Annotated in this window: 15 protein-coding genes; 4 read left to right on the forward strand and 11 right to left on the reverse strand. The window is 31.9% G+C overall.

Annotation, left to right across the window (positions count from 1 at the left end; genetic code table 11):
* Nucleotides 1-51: 51 nt before the first annotated feature.
* The 5 genes from OYT91_RS10510 to OYT91_RS10530 are packed head-to-tail and all read right to left on the reverse strand — an operon-like array spanning nucleotide 52 to nucleotide 5215.
* Nucleotides 52-1515, reverse strand: a complete 1464-nt coding sequence (locus OYT91_RS10510; protein ID WP_281237923.1) for a UDP-N-acetylmuramoyl-L-alanyl-D-glutamate--2,6-diaminopimelate ligase — start codon at nucleotides 1513-1515, stop codon at nucleotides 52-54.
* Nucleotides 1512-3515, reverse strand: coding sequence for a PASTA domain-containing penicillin-binding protein (locus OYT91_RS10515; RefSeq protein WP_269221817.1), 2004 nt, complete (start codon nucleotides 3513-3515; stop codon nucleotides 1512-1514). The genes OYT91_RS10510 and OYT91_RS10515 overlap by 4 nt, the downstream gene beginning before the upstream one ends.
* Nucleotides 3506-3853 carry an FtsL-like putative cell division protein gene (locus OYT91_RS10520; RefSeq protein ID WP_269221816.1) on the reverse strand — a complete coding sequence of 116 codons (348 nt, stop codon included), beginning with the start codon at nucleotides 3851-3853 and terminating at the stop codon, nucleotides 3506-3508. The genes OYT91_RS10515 and OYT91_RS10520 overlap by 10 nt, the downstream gene beginning before the upstream one ends.
* 5 nt (nucleotides 3854-3858) lie before the next feature.
* A complete protein-coding gene (rsmH, locus tag OYT91_RS10525; protein ID WP_281237924.1) occupies nucleotides 3859-4767 on the reverse strand; it encodes a 16S rRNA (cytosine(1402)-N(4))-methyltransferase RsmH in 909 nt (302 codons plus the stop codon).
* Complete coding sequence (locus OYT91_RS10530) at nucleotides 4742-5215, reverse strand: division/cell wall cluster transcriptional repressor MraZ (RefSeq protein WP_281237925.1); 474 nt, start codon at nucleotides 5213-5215, stop codon at nucleotides 4742-4744. The genes rsmH and OYT91_RS10530 overlap by 26 nt, the downstream gene beginning before the upstream one ends.
* A 375-nt stretch (nucleotides 5216-5590) precedes the next feature.
* Between OYT91_RS10530 and OYT91_RS10535 the strand changes: the two genes are divergently transcribed.
* Both OYT91_RS10535 and yihA read left to right on the forward strand, forming a co-directional pair.
* Nucleotides 5591-6364, forward strand: coding sequence for an alpha/beta fold hydrolase (locus OYT91_RS10535; protein WP_281237926.1), 774 nt, complete (start codon nucleotides 5591-5593; stop codon nucleotides 6362-6364).
* A gap of 30 nt (nucleotides 6365-6394) precedes the next feature.
* On the forward strand, nucleotides 6395-7015 hold the full coding sequence (gene yihA, locus OYT91_RS10540; protein ID WP_269221814.1) for a ribosome biogenesis GTP-binding protein YihA/YsxC: 621 nt from the start codon (nucleotides 6395-6397) through the stop codon (nucleotides 7013-7015).
* Between the two features lie 83 nt (nucleotides 7016-7098).
* Here the strand turns inward: yihA and OYT91_RS10545 are convergent, their stop codons facing one another.
* The 3 genes from OYT91_RS10545 to gldB form a co-directional block, all read right to left on the reverse strand.
* Nucleotides 7099-7557 carry a DUF4252 domain-containing protein gene (locus tag OYT91_RS10545; RefSeq protein ID WP_281237927.1) on the reverse strand — a complete coding sequence of 153 codons (459 nt, stop codon included), beginning with the start codon at nucleotides 7555-7557 and terminating at the stop codon, nucleotides 7099-7101.
* 69 nt (nucleotides 7558-7626) lie between these two features.
* Nucleotides 7627-7962 (reverse strand): gliding motility protein GldC, encoded by a 336-nt coding sequence (gldC, locus tag OYT91_RS10550; RefSeq protein WP_281237928.1) that lies wholly within the window; start codon nucleotides 7960-7962, stop codon nucleotides 7627-7629.
* A complete protein-coding gene (gene gldB, locus OYT91_RS10555) occupies nucleotides 7962-8918 on the reverse strand; it encodes a gliding motility lipoprotein GldB (protein WP_281237929.1) in 957 nt (318 codons plus the stop codon). The genes gldC and gldB overlap by 1 nt, the downstream gene beginning before the upstream one ends.
* A gap of 292 nt (nucleotides 8919-9210) precedes the next feature.
* Between gldB and nadE the strand changes: the two genes are divergently transcribed.
* A complete protein-coding gene (nadE, locus tag OYT91_RS10560) occupies nucleotides 9211-10008 on the forward strand; it encodes an NAD(+) synthase (RefSeq protein ID WP_269221810.1) in 798 nt (265 codons plus the stop codon).
* Nucleotides 10009-10096: 88 nt separating this feature from the next.
* Nucleotides 10097-10726, forward strand: a complete 630-nt coding sequence (locus OYT91_RS10565) for a response regulator transcription factor (RefSeq protein WP_269221809.1) — start codon at nucleotides 10097-10099, stop codon at nucleotides 10724-10726.
* Here OYT91_RS10565 and dnaG read toward each other — a convergent pair.
* The 3 genes from dnaG to OYT91_RS10580 form a co-directional block, all read right to left on the reverse strand.
* Nucleotides 10723-12699 carry a DNA primase gene (dnaG, locus tag OYT91_RS10570; RefSeq protein ID WP_281237930.1) on the reverse strand — a complete coding sequence of 659 codons (1977 nt, stop codon included), beginning with the start codon at nucleotides 12697-12699 and terminating at the stop codon, nucleotides 10723-10725. The genes OYT91_RS10565 and dnaG overlap by 4 nt on opposite strands.
* Nucleotides 12700-12837: 138 nt before the next feature.
* Nucleotides 12838-13878, reverse strand: coding sequence for a hypothetical protein (locus tag OYT91_RS10575; protein ID WP_281237931.1), 1041 nt, complete (start codon nucleotides 13876-13878; stop codon nucleotides 12838-12840).
* A 30-nt stretch (nucleotides 13879-13908) separates the two neighbouring features.
* The gene (locus OYT91_RS10580; protein WP_281237932.1) at nucleotides 13909-14607 is read right to left on the reverse strand and encodes a hypothetical protein; all 699 of its coding nucleotides are present in this window, start codon (nucleotides 14605-14607) and stop codon (nucleotides 13909-13911) included.
* Between the last annotated feature and the right edge of the window lie 7 nt (nucleotides 14608-14614).

Here is a 14614-nt window from a genome sequence, read left to right on the forward strand (position 1 = left end):
TCCGTCTTTTACCATCCAATTAAATGAATAAACAAACAACCGATTAAACTATTATTTTACTAATTGTTCTAAAATTTCCTTTACAGTTTTCATATCGTCAAAATCATGACGCACTCCTTTGATTTCTTGATAAGTTTCATGTCCCTTACCAGCAATCAATATAATATCATTGGATTGTGCTAATTGACAAGCCGTTTTAATTGCTTGAAATCTATCGGTAATCGACAAAACTTTTTTAATATTCTGTACCTGAATCCCTTTTTCCATTTCATGGATTATTATTTCAGGATCTTCATTTCTAGGATTATCAGAAGTTAAAATCACTTTATCACTCAACTCTGAAGCGATCCCTGCCATAATCGGACGCTTAGCTGTATCCCTATTCCCACCACAACCTACAACTGTAATTAATTGTTCATTATTGGTACGCACATCGTTTATCGTATTCAAAACATTTTCGAGAGCATCTGGCGTGTGTGCATAATCTACAATAGCTGTTATATTCGTTTTGGAAACAATATATTGAAATCGGCCAGAAACACTTTCTAATTCTGACATCAATCGAAGTACTTCTAAACTGTCAAGTCCAAGTTCTACGGCTGTTCCATATATTGCCAAAAGGTTATAAGCATTAAAAGTACCAATCAACTTTACCCAAACTTCATTACCGTTTATTTTTAGTAACAAACCGGACAATTGATTTTCAAGAATTTGCGCTTTGTAATCCGCATATGTTTTCAATGCATAAGTAAGCTTCCTTGCAGAAGTATTTTGTAGCATTACTTGTCCGTTTTTATCATCACTATTCGTAAGTGCAAAAGCACTACTTGGCAAATGATCAAAAAAGGTTTTTTTAACGTCTCTGTATTCCGAAAAAGTAGGATGATAATCTAAATGATCATGAGATAAATTTGTGAATATCCCTCCTCTAAAATGCAAAGCTTCGGTACGTTTTTGATGAATCCCATGTGAACTTACCTCCATAAAACAATATTCAACCCCTGCATCAACCATTTCCTTTAGATAATGATTTATGGTTATCGAATCTGGAGTGGTATGCGTTGCTTTATATTCTAAATCGTCAACTAAAATTTTGACTGTAGAAAGTAATCCTACTTTAAAACCCGCTTTTTTGAATAATTGATATAATAAAGAAGCTATAGTTGTTTTCCCATTTGTACCTGTAATTCCAACTAATTTTAATTTTTGAGAAGGATTTTCAAAATAATTGGCCGCCATAAAAGCTAGCGCAGCATTTGTATCTTTCACACAAACATAAGTTACTCCAATAGCCAAATTTTCTGGAAGTGTTTCACAGATAACAGCCTTTGCTCCTAATTCAATGGCTTTTTCTATAAAATCATGCCCATCAGACAATGTCCCTCTAATGGCAATAAAAACATCCTCATTTTCAATTTTTCTAGAATCAAAATTCAAGTGATTTACTGCAATTTCGGTAGAACCATTTAAAGATTCTATTGCTACTTTATATAATATGTCTTTTAATATACTCATGATAATTCCAATAGAATTGATGAATTTTTTACAATACTCTGACCTGATTGAACGGATTGTCTTTTAACTTTTCCAACGCCAATCACTTTGACTTTAACACCCAAATTTTCTAACAATGCTACAGCATCCATTCCCGCCATACCTTTTACATTTGGAATCAAGTTTTGCTTTTTCTGCATTTTTACAAAATAAGCGTTGTAACTATTATCTTGTTTTGGATTTGGATTATCTAATTTTTTTATCACATTATTAGACGGAGTATCTGTAAATATTTTTTGGGCAATTCTTTTAAAAACTGGCCCTGCTACATCTGCACCATAATAGTTATTATTAGAAGTGTTTGGTTTATGAACTACCACAATACAGGAATACTTAGGATTATCAGCAGGAAAATAGCCAACAAATGAAGACGCGTAATACTTATCCATTCCTCCATTATGAGCATAATTCACTGCCGCAGTCCCAGTTTTACCAGCCATAGAAAAATCTTTAGAATACAATTTTGCCCCTGTCCCTTTTTTTACCACATTCGCCAAAACTGCCTTAACTTTTCGTAACGTTTCAGGCGAACAAATTCTCGGGTTCATTACCTCCGTATTGTATTTTTTTATGGTTTTATTCCATGCCTTTATTTCTGACACTAATTGTGGTTTAACCATCACTCCATTATTGGCAACTGCATTATAATACGTTAAAGTTTGTAATGGTGTAACCGAAACTCCATACCCAAAAGCCATCCATGGAAGTGAAATATTAGACCAATTTTTATCACTTGGTTGAGGAATAAAAGGTACTCCTTCCCCTCTAAAAGCCAATCCTAATTTTTTATTTAAACCGTAAGAATTAATGTGATTTACAAACTTCGTAGGATTATTTTTGTAATTATTATAAACTGCTTGAACCATAACTGTATTAGATGAAACTTCAAAACCACGTGCCAATGAAATTTTTCCATATCCTCCTTCATGAGAGTCTTTAACCTTTTGACCAGAATACGTAATTATCCCACCGTGACTATCATAAACACTACTTGTATCAGCTACTTTATCTTCAAGTATTGCCATTAAGTCAACCAATTTAAAAGTCGATCCTGGTTCATGAGATTCAGCATAAGCATAATTGGTAGTTTCATAATAACTACCATCAGTAGCTCTTCCTAAATTTGAAATTGCTTTAATATGTCCTGTTTTTGTTTCCATAACCACAACACAACCATGATCAGCCTCATACTCTTCTAGTTGTTTCAACAATGCATGATGTGCAATATCCTGAATGTAAACGTCTATAGTTGAAATCACATCATAACCATCTTGAGGCTCCACTTCATTTACATCTCGAATAGGTTTCCACTGCCCTTTGGCAATTTTTTGTTTTAATATTTTACCATCTTTCCCGTTAAGGTATTTACTAAACGCCCACTCGATTCCTTTTCCATCAGAATACCCTTCAGGCATTTTTCTTTCGTAACCAATAGTACGTTCTGCAATCTTACCAATAGGATGTTCTCTAATTGTCTTTTGCTCAATTATAATTCCACCTTTATAAGCACCCAAATTAAATAATGGATAGCCTTTTATTTTCATATATTCTGTAAAACTTAAACCTTGGGCTACTAAATAATATCTGTTTTTATGAACTCTTGCTCTACGCAATTCATTTTGAATTGAGCTACTTGATTTTTTAAGCAACATTCCCAATGAATCTGACAATAATTTTATATTTTTCTCAAAATTTTCCGTTTTAGGCGCTACAGCATCAAAACGAATAGTATAATTGGGAATTGAAGTAGCCAAAAGACTGCCATCCGCAGAATAAATATTCCCCTTATTAGCAGGAATAACAAAATTCTTAACGGTTCTTTCTTTTGCTAATTGTCTATAATGATCCCCATCAACCCATTGAATATTCGTTAACTTCACTGCAATAGCCATCGCCATCATAAAAATGAAAAAGGCAACCAAGTAGGTTCTATAGGATATATATTTATCTTCTACTGCCATATTTTTTCTAAGAAATTTTTTTCTTCAGGTGCTGCAACTTCAATTTTAACTGGGGGAACTGTGGATGGAAAAATTTGCTTTCCTTCCATTTTGGCCGAAACTGTGGATTCCATTTTTAGTTTCATCAACTCCGAACGTCTATCTACAAATTCTGAACGTAATTCTTTTACTTTATTAGTCAATTCAACAATCTTAAATACTTTTTGTTCGTAACGTTGTGTATTGGCAATCATTATTATAGCAAGTAAAATCACAAAGACAATAAAACGCCAGTTTTTGACTGCATTATCATCTATAAGGAACTGTGCTTTTAATATGTTATAAATTCCTCCCTTCATTTTTATTATTTTTTTTCTGCAATTCTCAATTTAGCACTTCGGGCTCTACTATTCAATTTTATTTCTTCATTATCAGGAACAATTAATTTTCCGATGGTTTTAAAAGGAACGGAGAAATTTCCATAAAAATCACGCTCTGGCTCCCCTTCGAACATTCCATTTTTTATGAATCTCTTCACTAATCTATCTTCTAATGAATGGTACGAAATCACACTCAATCGTCCTTCAGGTTTCAAAATCTCAAGTGATTGTTCCAAAAATTCTTTTAAAACATCCATTTCCTGATTCACCTCAATACGGATCGCTTGATAGATTTGAGCCAATATTTTATTACGAACTCTTTCGGGTAAAAATTTCATCAAGACCTCTTTTAGCTCGTCTGTAGTTTTGATTAACCGATGTTCTCTAGCCTCTACAATTGTTCTTGCCAAAGCTGGTGCATTTTTGAGTTCACCATAATCTAGAAAAACACGTTTAAGATTTGCCTCATCGTATTCATTGACAACCCGATAAGCATTCAAATCATTTTTCTGACTCATTCGCATATCCAAATCAGCATCAAAACGGGTAGAAAAACCTCTTTCAGCAACATCAAACTGATGCGAAGAAACACCCAAATCACCTAAAATGCCATCCACTTCTTTCACACCATAAAAACGCAAAAACCTTTTAATAAATCTAAAATTTTCGTTAATTAATGTAAATCTTTCATCAGGTATAGCATTCGCCAAAGCATCTTCATCTTGATCAAAAGCAAACAATTTACCATTTGGCCCCAGCCTACTCAAAATCTCTTTTGAGTGACCTCCACCACCAAAAGTAACATCCACATAAACTCCATCTGGTTTTATATTCAAGCCATCTACCGAAGCATGAAGCAATACAGGATTATGATATTCCATTTTCGTCGTCATTTAAATTACCCATTACCTCCTCTGCCAAATCTGCAAAATCAACATCTGCACCGTCAATTGATTTTTCATACAAATCCTTATCCCAAATTTCTACAATATTAACTGCAGAAGAAAAAACCACATCTTTAAAAATACTAGCAAAAACCACTAAATCTTTAGGAACCAACAATCTACCCAGCGCATCAATTTCTACCACTTTGACTCCAGCGGTAAAACGACGAATAAAGTCATTGTTTTTTTTTACGAAACGATTAAGTTTGTTGATTTTTTTCATCATCAAATCCCACTCAACCATAGGATACAATTCCAAACAGGGCTGAAATACAGAACGCTTCAAAACAAAACCGTTTTGAAGCGAGGAAGCCAATTGCTTTTTTAAGGGAGCAGGTAATAAAACCCGTCCTTTTGCATCGACTTTACACTCATATGTCCCTATAATTGTGTCCAAGTGAATTGTATTAATTGTATTAAGCAAAAATATATAAAATATTACCACAATTTACCACTATCTACCACTTTGTTAATAAGTTTAACCACTTTTAACCAAAAACGCTTAGTTTATAGACAATCAGAACATTAGCATACATCTGATTAATTTGTAAGAAAGAATGTGTTTTGTTAAAAAACACCTATTTTTTAAAAACAAAACACCTTCTTAAAAGGATATATAATCAATTATTTATTAGTTAAAAAATTAACAAAATGCTCATTAAATATCATTTTTACTATTGAAGAGAATAAAAGGTTAAAAAAAAGCCACTAAAATTCTTTTTAATTTTATAAACCCTATATTTGTGAAAAATTGAAAATTGTCATTTAAAACATGGAAAAATACTATAAAAAAGAAGGCAAATACGGATATTACGAAGCAGGCGAAGGAATTCCGATTGTCATCTTACATGGTTTAATGGGGGGGCTTAGCAATTTTGACGCTGTGGCCAATTACTTTTCTAATAAAGGATACAGAATAATAATCCCCGATTTACCTATTTACACACAAAACATATTAAAAACAAACGTAAAGAGTTTTGCAGTCTATGTAAAAAACTTCATTACTTTCAAAGGATTAGACAGAGTTATACTTTTAGGAAATTCACTTGGTGGTCATATTGCTTTATACCATACCAAAATGTTTCCAGAAAAGGTTTCTGGACTAGTAATTACAGGTAGTTCTGGACTATACGAAAGTGCCATGGGAGATAGCTATCCAAAACGAGGTGACTATGAATACATCAAGAAAAAAGCCGAAGATGTATTTTACGACCCTAAAATTGCGACACCAGATCTTATTGACGAAGTATATGCCACAGTAAACGATCGATTGAAATTAATCAAAACCTTGACTATTGCAAAAAGTGCCATTCGTCACAATATGGCCAAAGATTTGCCAAAAATGCACGTGCAAACTTGTATTATTTGGGGAAAAAACGATAAAGTTACTCCGCCGGATGTTGCCGAAGAGTTTCACAAACTTTTACCCAATTCAACTTTATACTGGATTGACAAATGTGGTCATGCCGCGATGATGGAACAACCAGAAGAATTTAATACACATCTTGAAGACTGGTTGACTCACACTCACCTAGCCGAACACTAATCATAGAAGGAGAATTTTACACATAACAGTATGAAAATTAATACCGCCGAATTTGTAATAAGCAACTCAGATGTAAGCAAATGTCCAAAAGACTTCTTACCCGAATATGCTTTTATTGGTCGTTCCAATGTCGGGAAATCTTCATTGATAAACATGCTAACCAATCATAAAAAATTAGCAAAAACATCAGGAAGACCAGGAAAAACACAACTTATTAATCATTTTTTGATTAATAACAATTGGTTTTTGGTTGATTTACCGGGTTATGGCTATGCAAAAGTTTCAAAAAAAACAAAATCTATTTTTCAAGAATTCATAACTGATTATTTCGAAACAAGAGAACAATTAGTTTGTGCTTTTGTTTTGATAGACATTCGCCTAGAAGCACAAACTATCGATATTGAGTTTATGTCGTATATGGGAGAAAGTGAAATTCCGTTTTGCATTATTTTTACCAAGGCTGACAAAATCAGTAAAGTAAAAATCGATTCTCATATTGCAGCTTACAAAAAACAAATGTTTGCCAATAATTGGGCTGAAATGCCGCATTATTTTGTGACCTCAGCAACTGAATCCACTGGAAAAGAAGAATTATTAAGTTATATAGACGAAGTGAACCAAGAAGTAAACAAGAATAATTCTGAGTTTTAAACTTCTGAAATAAAATAAAAAATCCCAAAACTGAAACGAATTTCAATTTTGGGATTTTTTAATTACAATCAACTCATCAAAAACTAATTCCCTTCATTAAAAGCTACTAATTTTTGAAAATCATTTATTTTTAAATTTCCTTGAACCTTTACAAGCAAAACTTGAGAATCATTTTCAAGTTCAACTATAACTTCTTTTAACTGTTCTCCTTTTTCAAAAGAAAAAATACAGATTTTTTCATTTCCTTTTGTGGTATATACTATTTCCTCAAAATTATTTTTCTTTAAAAAAACATCAAAATTGGATTTTAAAAACGCAGGATTGGATTTGGAAACCAAAACCTGATATTTTTTTATTCCTGAAACCTGTTTAGTAAATTCTCTAAATTCCTTGTCCCGAATGAGCGTATTGATTACAAAAGCCGAAACGCCAAAAGAGATAGCAACCTCATCTTTATTTTCTTTTTTGAATGTTTCATAAGGTGTCTTGGTTCCACAGGAGAACAAAACAAACACTATCGATAGTACAATTAAATTCTTCATAATTACTGTTTTAAAAAAAGACGACTAAACCTATCTTTTGTAACAGACAATTATAAAAAAAGATAAAAACTATTGTTTCAAATCCAGCTTTTCTGCAAAATAATCACAAAAATCAAGCATCGTATCCGACATTTTTTCATCATTTGTCGCTCTTTTAAAAGTCTCTGCCATTGAAACCAATGTTTGATGGAAGAAAATTTTCATTTCATCAACAGGCATTTCTTTAGTCCACAAATCGATACGCATACTTTCTTTGGCTTTGCTATCCCAAACATTTAGCATAATTGCTTTTGTTTCTGAAAGCGCGACACCACCATCTTCTGCTGTCCAAAAAAGTTTTTCTGGAACACGGTTTTCGTCTAATTCAACTAAAAACTTTATTTCTGAGGTTTTATTATTTGTCATTATTTTTTGGGTTTGTATTTTGATTTTTCGAAAATTTCTTTGGCATCCATTTTTAGTAATTCATCTATTTTTACATCATTATTTTCCATATATGAACGCACTATTTGCCAACCCATCCAAGAACCAATTTGGCCTGGAGAATCATTATCAATTTCCAAGTAAAATTTAGAAAAAGGAGCCGGATCAATAAAACGAGAAGTTAACTTTTGTTCATCGCTAAACAGCATTTCCTTTTCAATAAAATAGCGCCAAATATAACTCTCATTTTCCTGACACCAAACTATTTGCTCAGGGGTATAACCCATTTTTTCCGCATCACTGTATTCTGGCAATAAAATATCTTTAAGATAGAGTTGTTTTCCAAAATAAATCATTTTAGACAGCAAATTCTTTTCCACTGAAGGAGCGATTTTACCGGTAGAAAAACTACTTACAACATCTGGCATCATTTGTCTTTCTTCAAAATTTTGTTTGAGATACTTTGGAAAAGTATAGAACTTATGATCCTTACCCAAATACAATTCTAGTGAAATTATAACTAGTGAATCAGCATAAATCGCTTTATTCGAACAATCCATATCTGAGATCAATGTGATCACTTTTGGTGTTTTAGTCTTTGGAAAATAGTATTTTAAATGTTGCACTAACTCTTCAACATTTTTTTGAATTCCATCTGCTGTTGGATATTTTTTTTGAACCTCAGTATAAACTTCTCTCCAAATTGGTGCATTCATCTTATTCAACCAAACTGAATCGTTTATTTGTGGATTAAAAAAATAAGGATATTGTTTTTTTAATTTTGCCAAATCATTTGGAGACGTTTCGAAAAATTGCTTATCAAAACGTTCCACTTTTATTTCAACAGGAGCCTCTTCAATAGCTTTTTCGATTTTACTTTTTTGATCACAGGAACAAAAAACAAAAGAAATCACCAAAGGCAAAAGAAATAACTTCATATATTATTTTTATTTATTAGAGTTTAAAATATAGAACACCATTAAATTTAGAAACTATTTATCTGAAACAAATTTGTTATTAATGACGAATTCCTATTTATTTTATTAATTTATCAATACAAAAATATATTTACCGTATAATTCATAAATCTTCATCCCTTTTTTCAACCGATTTAAAACATACAACATGAATTGTATTATTTTATATAAATTTGTTTCGAAGGAAAACTATAAAAATTTTGCTTAATTTTTTTGCAAATATACATTCCTGCTTTTTAAAACTTAAACTATTATGATTAAAAAAAGAACTCTTCAAATCGAAAAAGTAAATACTCATATTGTAGAATGGCTAAAAAGCTATGCTGAAACGGCAAAAGTTAATGGATTTGTTATTGGAATTTCAGGCGGAGTAGATTCTGCCGTAACCTCAACCCTCTGTGCACAAACAGGTTTGAAAGTATTGTGCGTTGAAATGCCAATTCATCAGGCACTTAGTCATGTTACTAGAGGTCGTGAGCACATTGAACAATTAAAAAAACGATTTCCAAATGTTAGCAGTGTTGAAGCAGACTTAACATCGGTTTTTGAAGATTTTAAAAAACAAGTTCCAGAAACAAGTGATTTACACAAGTCAAATTTGTCTCTAGCCAACACTCGTTCCCGACTAAGAATGACTACATTATATTATTTTGCTGGAATTTATGGACTATTGGTTGCTGGAACAGGAAACAAAGTAGAAGATTTTGGAGTGGGTTTTTATACCAAATATGGAGATGGTGGAGTAGATTTGAGTCCAATTGCAGATTTAATGAAATCGGAAGTATACGAACTAGGAACATATCTTAAAATTCCAAGTTCAATTTTAACAGCTGCCCCAACAGATGGATTATTTGGAGATGACCGAACTGATGAAGACCAAATTGGAGCAAGTTATGATGAATTAGAATGGGCGATGCATGTAACTGATTCAAATACAGAAAGTAATAATTTAACAGAACGAGAAAAAGAAGTTTTAAAAATCTACAAAAAACTCAATAAAAATAACCAACACAAAATGAATCCGATACCAGTTTGCACTATAAACTGTTAAAAAAAAATATTTTGTCCGAAAAATTAGACTTATATAAAATATTTTTTTTAATTTTATATCTTCAAAAACAATCCTAAAACTAAATACCATGATTAAAGTTTGTTTAGCAGATAATTATCCTGTAGTGCATTTTGGAATAAAATCGTACTTCAAAGACCATTCCGAAATCTCCATCGTGGCAAATGTTGGAAATTTTGCAATGGTAAAAGACATCCTTCTTACCAAAGAAATAGATGTTCTTGTTTTAGATCTAGAGCTAGAAGGCCTAGCTAGTATTTTCGAAATCAAATCGATTTTGAAAAATTTCCCTAAGACAAAAATCATTATTTACAGTGGTCTTTCAGAACAGATTTACGCTCCAAATGCTATTAAAGCAGGAGTTTCCGGTTTTGTTCACAAAACCGAAAAACTGGAAACTTTAGGTCAATCGATCATTAAAGTAAACCAAGGTAAAATCATCATGAACGAAACAGTGATGAAAAACATTGCTTTGATAGCCAAACAAAGCAAAAGCGAACGTTTGTACAGAAAACTATCAAACCGTGAAGTTGAAGTATTGCGTTATTTAAGTGATGGTAAGAAAAACCATGAAATCGCTGAAATTTTGTCGCTGAACGAAAAAACAATCAGTACTTACAAATTACGATTGTTAACCAAATTAAACGTTACGAATCTAGTAGATTTAGTAAATAAAGCTAAAACTTTGGAGATCGTTTAACTGTATCGCGACATTACTCTTCCTAATTTTTTTGAAAACGAATTTATTAGTTTGTAGTAATCCATCGCCATAGACATAGACTCTGTATTATCTGAACCTGGTTCATTTGATACAGAGTTTTTTAATTCATCTATGATTTTATCTACCAAATACCATCTCATTGTCAAAATAGTTTCTGAAACATATTGACTGATCGTCTCATTCTTTGTTTTAGGTATAATGTTTTGTCCTTCCCAATTGTGCAAAACAACTCTTTCGTCTTCCATTAATATATCGGTAACTTCTTGAGCGAAGTCAGAATTGAGATGCATTAAATATCTTTCGATTTCTAAATTTTCATTTTTAAGGAAATACTGAATTAAATCATTGAAAATATCACGAAATAAAGGATTTGCAAGCTCGACTTCATCTTCCTGCAAACTCAAATAAATTCTCTGATAGACTTTATATTCTTTTTTTTCCGTTACCGTTTCAATTTCTCCACCTTCATTGGTTTTCAAGTATACATCTTCAAATTCTTCTATTTTATTTCCATATAAGAGAAGAATTTCAATAATTTTCCGCTCCAAACGATACAATACATCAACTTTTGAAGTCTCGACTGGATTTTCATTTTTTACAATTTCGAAAGCCTTTTGTTCTTGTTTTGCTTTTTTCCCAACTTCAGAAACATCTTTTTGGACCATTTGTGCCAATGTACTCGTCAAAACTTGTTCCGAAATATCCATAATTCTGGAACACTCCTGAATATAAATTTCACGTTGGATTCTATCTGGTATTTTAGAAATACTAGTAACCATATCCCGAATCAAATCGGCTTTCTTTATCGGATCATTTTTGGCATCATCCATTAAAAGCGATGCTTTGAACTGAATAAAATCCTTAGCATTTGTATCCAAATAGGAAACTAAATTTTCGTAGGACGTTTTTCTGGCAAAACTATCTGGGTCTTCACCATCAGGAAACGCACAAACTCTCACGTTCATTCCTTCTTCAAGAATCAAATCGATTCCACGAATAGAAGCACGAAGTCCTGCTGCATCACCATCAAAAAGAACGGTAATATTTTTGGTCAATCGATTAATTAACCGAATTTGATCTGGCGTAAGCGCAGTACCCGAAGATGCAACAACATTTTCTATACCCGATTGATTAAACTGAATAACATCAGTATATCCTTCAACCAAAAAACAATTATTTAGTTTGGCAATAGACTGTTTGGCTTGAAAAATACCATATAATACTTTACTTTTATGGTAAATATCACTCTCAGGAGAATTTAAATATTTAGCTGCTTTTTTATCATTAGTCAAAATTCGACCTCCAAAACCAAGCACCCTTCCTGACATACTTTGAATAGGAAACATCACTCTGCTTTTGAAACGGTCAAAGGGGCGATCTTCTCTAGCAATGGTCAAACCCGTACTTTCAAGAAACTCCATTTTATACCCTTTACCTAGTGCTTCTTTGGTAAAAGCATCCCATGTTTCGGGTGAATATCCCAAAGCAAACTTTTTGATAGTTTCGTTTGTAAAACCACGTTCTTTAAAATAAGAAAGTCCAATAGCTTTTCCCTCCTCTGAATTCAATAAGATGTCCTGAAAATATGTTTTGGCAAACTCAGACACAAGATACATACTTTCCCTTACATCAGTTATCTGTTTTTCTTCGTCTGTTTGCTCGGTTTCTTCAATTTCAATATTGTACTTTTTAGCCAAATAACGAATGGCTTCTGGATATGTAAAATGAGAATGTTCCATCAAGAAAGCAATAGAATTTCCACCTTTTCCTGAGCTAAAATCTTTCCAAATCCCTTTTACAGGCGAAACCATAAACGAAGGAGAACGTTCATCCGAGAATGGACTTAGCCCCTTAAAATTACTCCCAGCGCGTTTTAACTGAACAAAATCACCAATAACCTCCTCTACTCGAGCAGTTTCAAAAACGGTATCTATAGTTGCTTGTGATATCAAAATTATATGAATATTTAATTGCAAAAAGCTCGAAAAATCGAACGAATACAAAAATACACAAATCAAACTTCATAATTCAAAATAAAAAAAGTGCTTCATCACTGAAACACTTTTTAAATTGAAACAAATTACTAATCATTAATTAAAATCGAAACGAAGTCCTAACGAAATATTATTTTGATCTACTGGATTATTTTCAAATAAAGGTTGCAGATCATATTTTAAATACAAACTTGTTTCTTTGTACCCTATATAAGTACTCAAGCCGTAATTAAAGTCGTTTACATTATAGTTCCCTTTAATTTTTTGGTCTACACTATTTCCTATATTATCATCAAAACAAAATATCTGTTTCGATTTAATACGGAAACCTGCATAACCTCCTAATCCAACTCTCCAACTTTTATGTGTTCTAAAATAATCGGCATCCTCTCGAATTTCTTTCTTACTAAAATCAAATTCCAAATGCATCGGAACCATGATATATACATTTCTGAAACGAGATTCATCCAAATGAACTGAACTTGCAACCAAATTGGTTTGAGCTCCATTTTTCTCAAAATATCGGTTATCGGTGGCTCTTAAATTATTATACATCAATGACATTCCATATTTAAAATGCAACAGATTATCCTCTTTTAAAATTCTGGTATTAGACGTAAAACCCCATTCATAAAAATGCGATTTCCAATATTTAAAATTCGAATTTGCTACTTGTTTATCTGTAACTAAATTATTGGCACCAAAAGCAAATATAAACTGAGAAGTCGTTCTTTTTTCACCTTTATTAACTTTCTTTTCAAAAAAATCTTTTGGAAATTTGATTGAAATTGAAGCTGAGGAATCTTTAGATACACTTTTTAACTTCCCATCCACTTTATCTTGAACAATTTGATGCAGTTCTTCCTCAAGTTTCGCTACTTGATCTTCAATTGCAATTGCTGAAGCTTCGGCTAATGATTTCTTCTTTTTATCGGCATCGTCCAGTCCAATTTTATTTTCAGATAACTGAATATTTATTTCTTCTACCTGAATTTTAAGTTTTTCTTTTTCGCTTTTTACAACAGCTTCAATTTTAGAAGCAATTTCTTTTGTTCTATTTTCGAATGAATTTTGGGAGTATATTTTGCTCGCAAAAAGACATACCAATGTTGCTAAGTAAATTTTTAAATTTCTCATGATTGTTTTTTAATTAAAAGGATTGATGATTTATTCTGAATTTCTATTGCTCAAAGCTACCGTTGCCATTTTTATTTTTTTATTGACCACTTTGAGTGCTTTTTCTCTAAAACTAAGCTCTAATTCACCATCTACTTGTGAAAGCAATTCCTTAGAATCAACCTTTACATTAGATTGAAGAACCTCAGTATTCTCATTTTTAGAAAAAGAATCTACAGATGCTAATAGTTCGTCAACATTAACATACTTAGATTTTCGAAGAACATTTTTTTGTTCTGTTTTTTGATTGATGATTGAAATTTGTTGTTCTTGATTTGTTACTTTTTGCTCTAATTGATTATTAGCATTTTCGAAAACAATATTTTCATTTTCCTTTGATAATGTTTTTACAACCTCAGAAGGTACTGAAATACTACTTTTCGATTTTATTTTTTTGGAACTCATTAATGGTTTTGAAATTGATTTTACTTCAGGAACCGTTTTTGAATCAGTAACTACAATATCATTTTTTTTAAAAACAACTTCGTCTTGATTTTGATTAAAATATATACTTCCTATTAACAAAAAACCCAAAAGACTTGCTGCAACATACATCCATTTAAAATTACGTTTGGGTGTTTCGACAATTGTAAGCATAGCGTCAAGCCGATCCCAAGAAACAGAAGACGGCATTATCTCCCGTGATGAAAGCTTTTCTTTAAATTGATTTTCAATTGCACTTTTTTTCATTGTATCT

It is taken from the genome of Flavobacterium praedii, assembly GCF_026810365.1.
In the GTDB taxonomy this organism is placed as follows: domain Bacteria; phylum Bacteroidota; class Bacteroidia; order Flavobacteriales; family Flavobacteriaceae; genus Flavobacterium; species Flavobacterium praedii.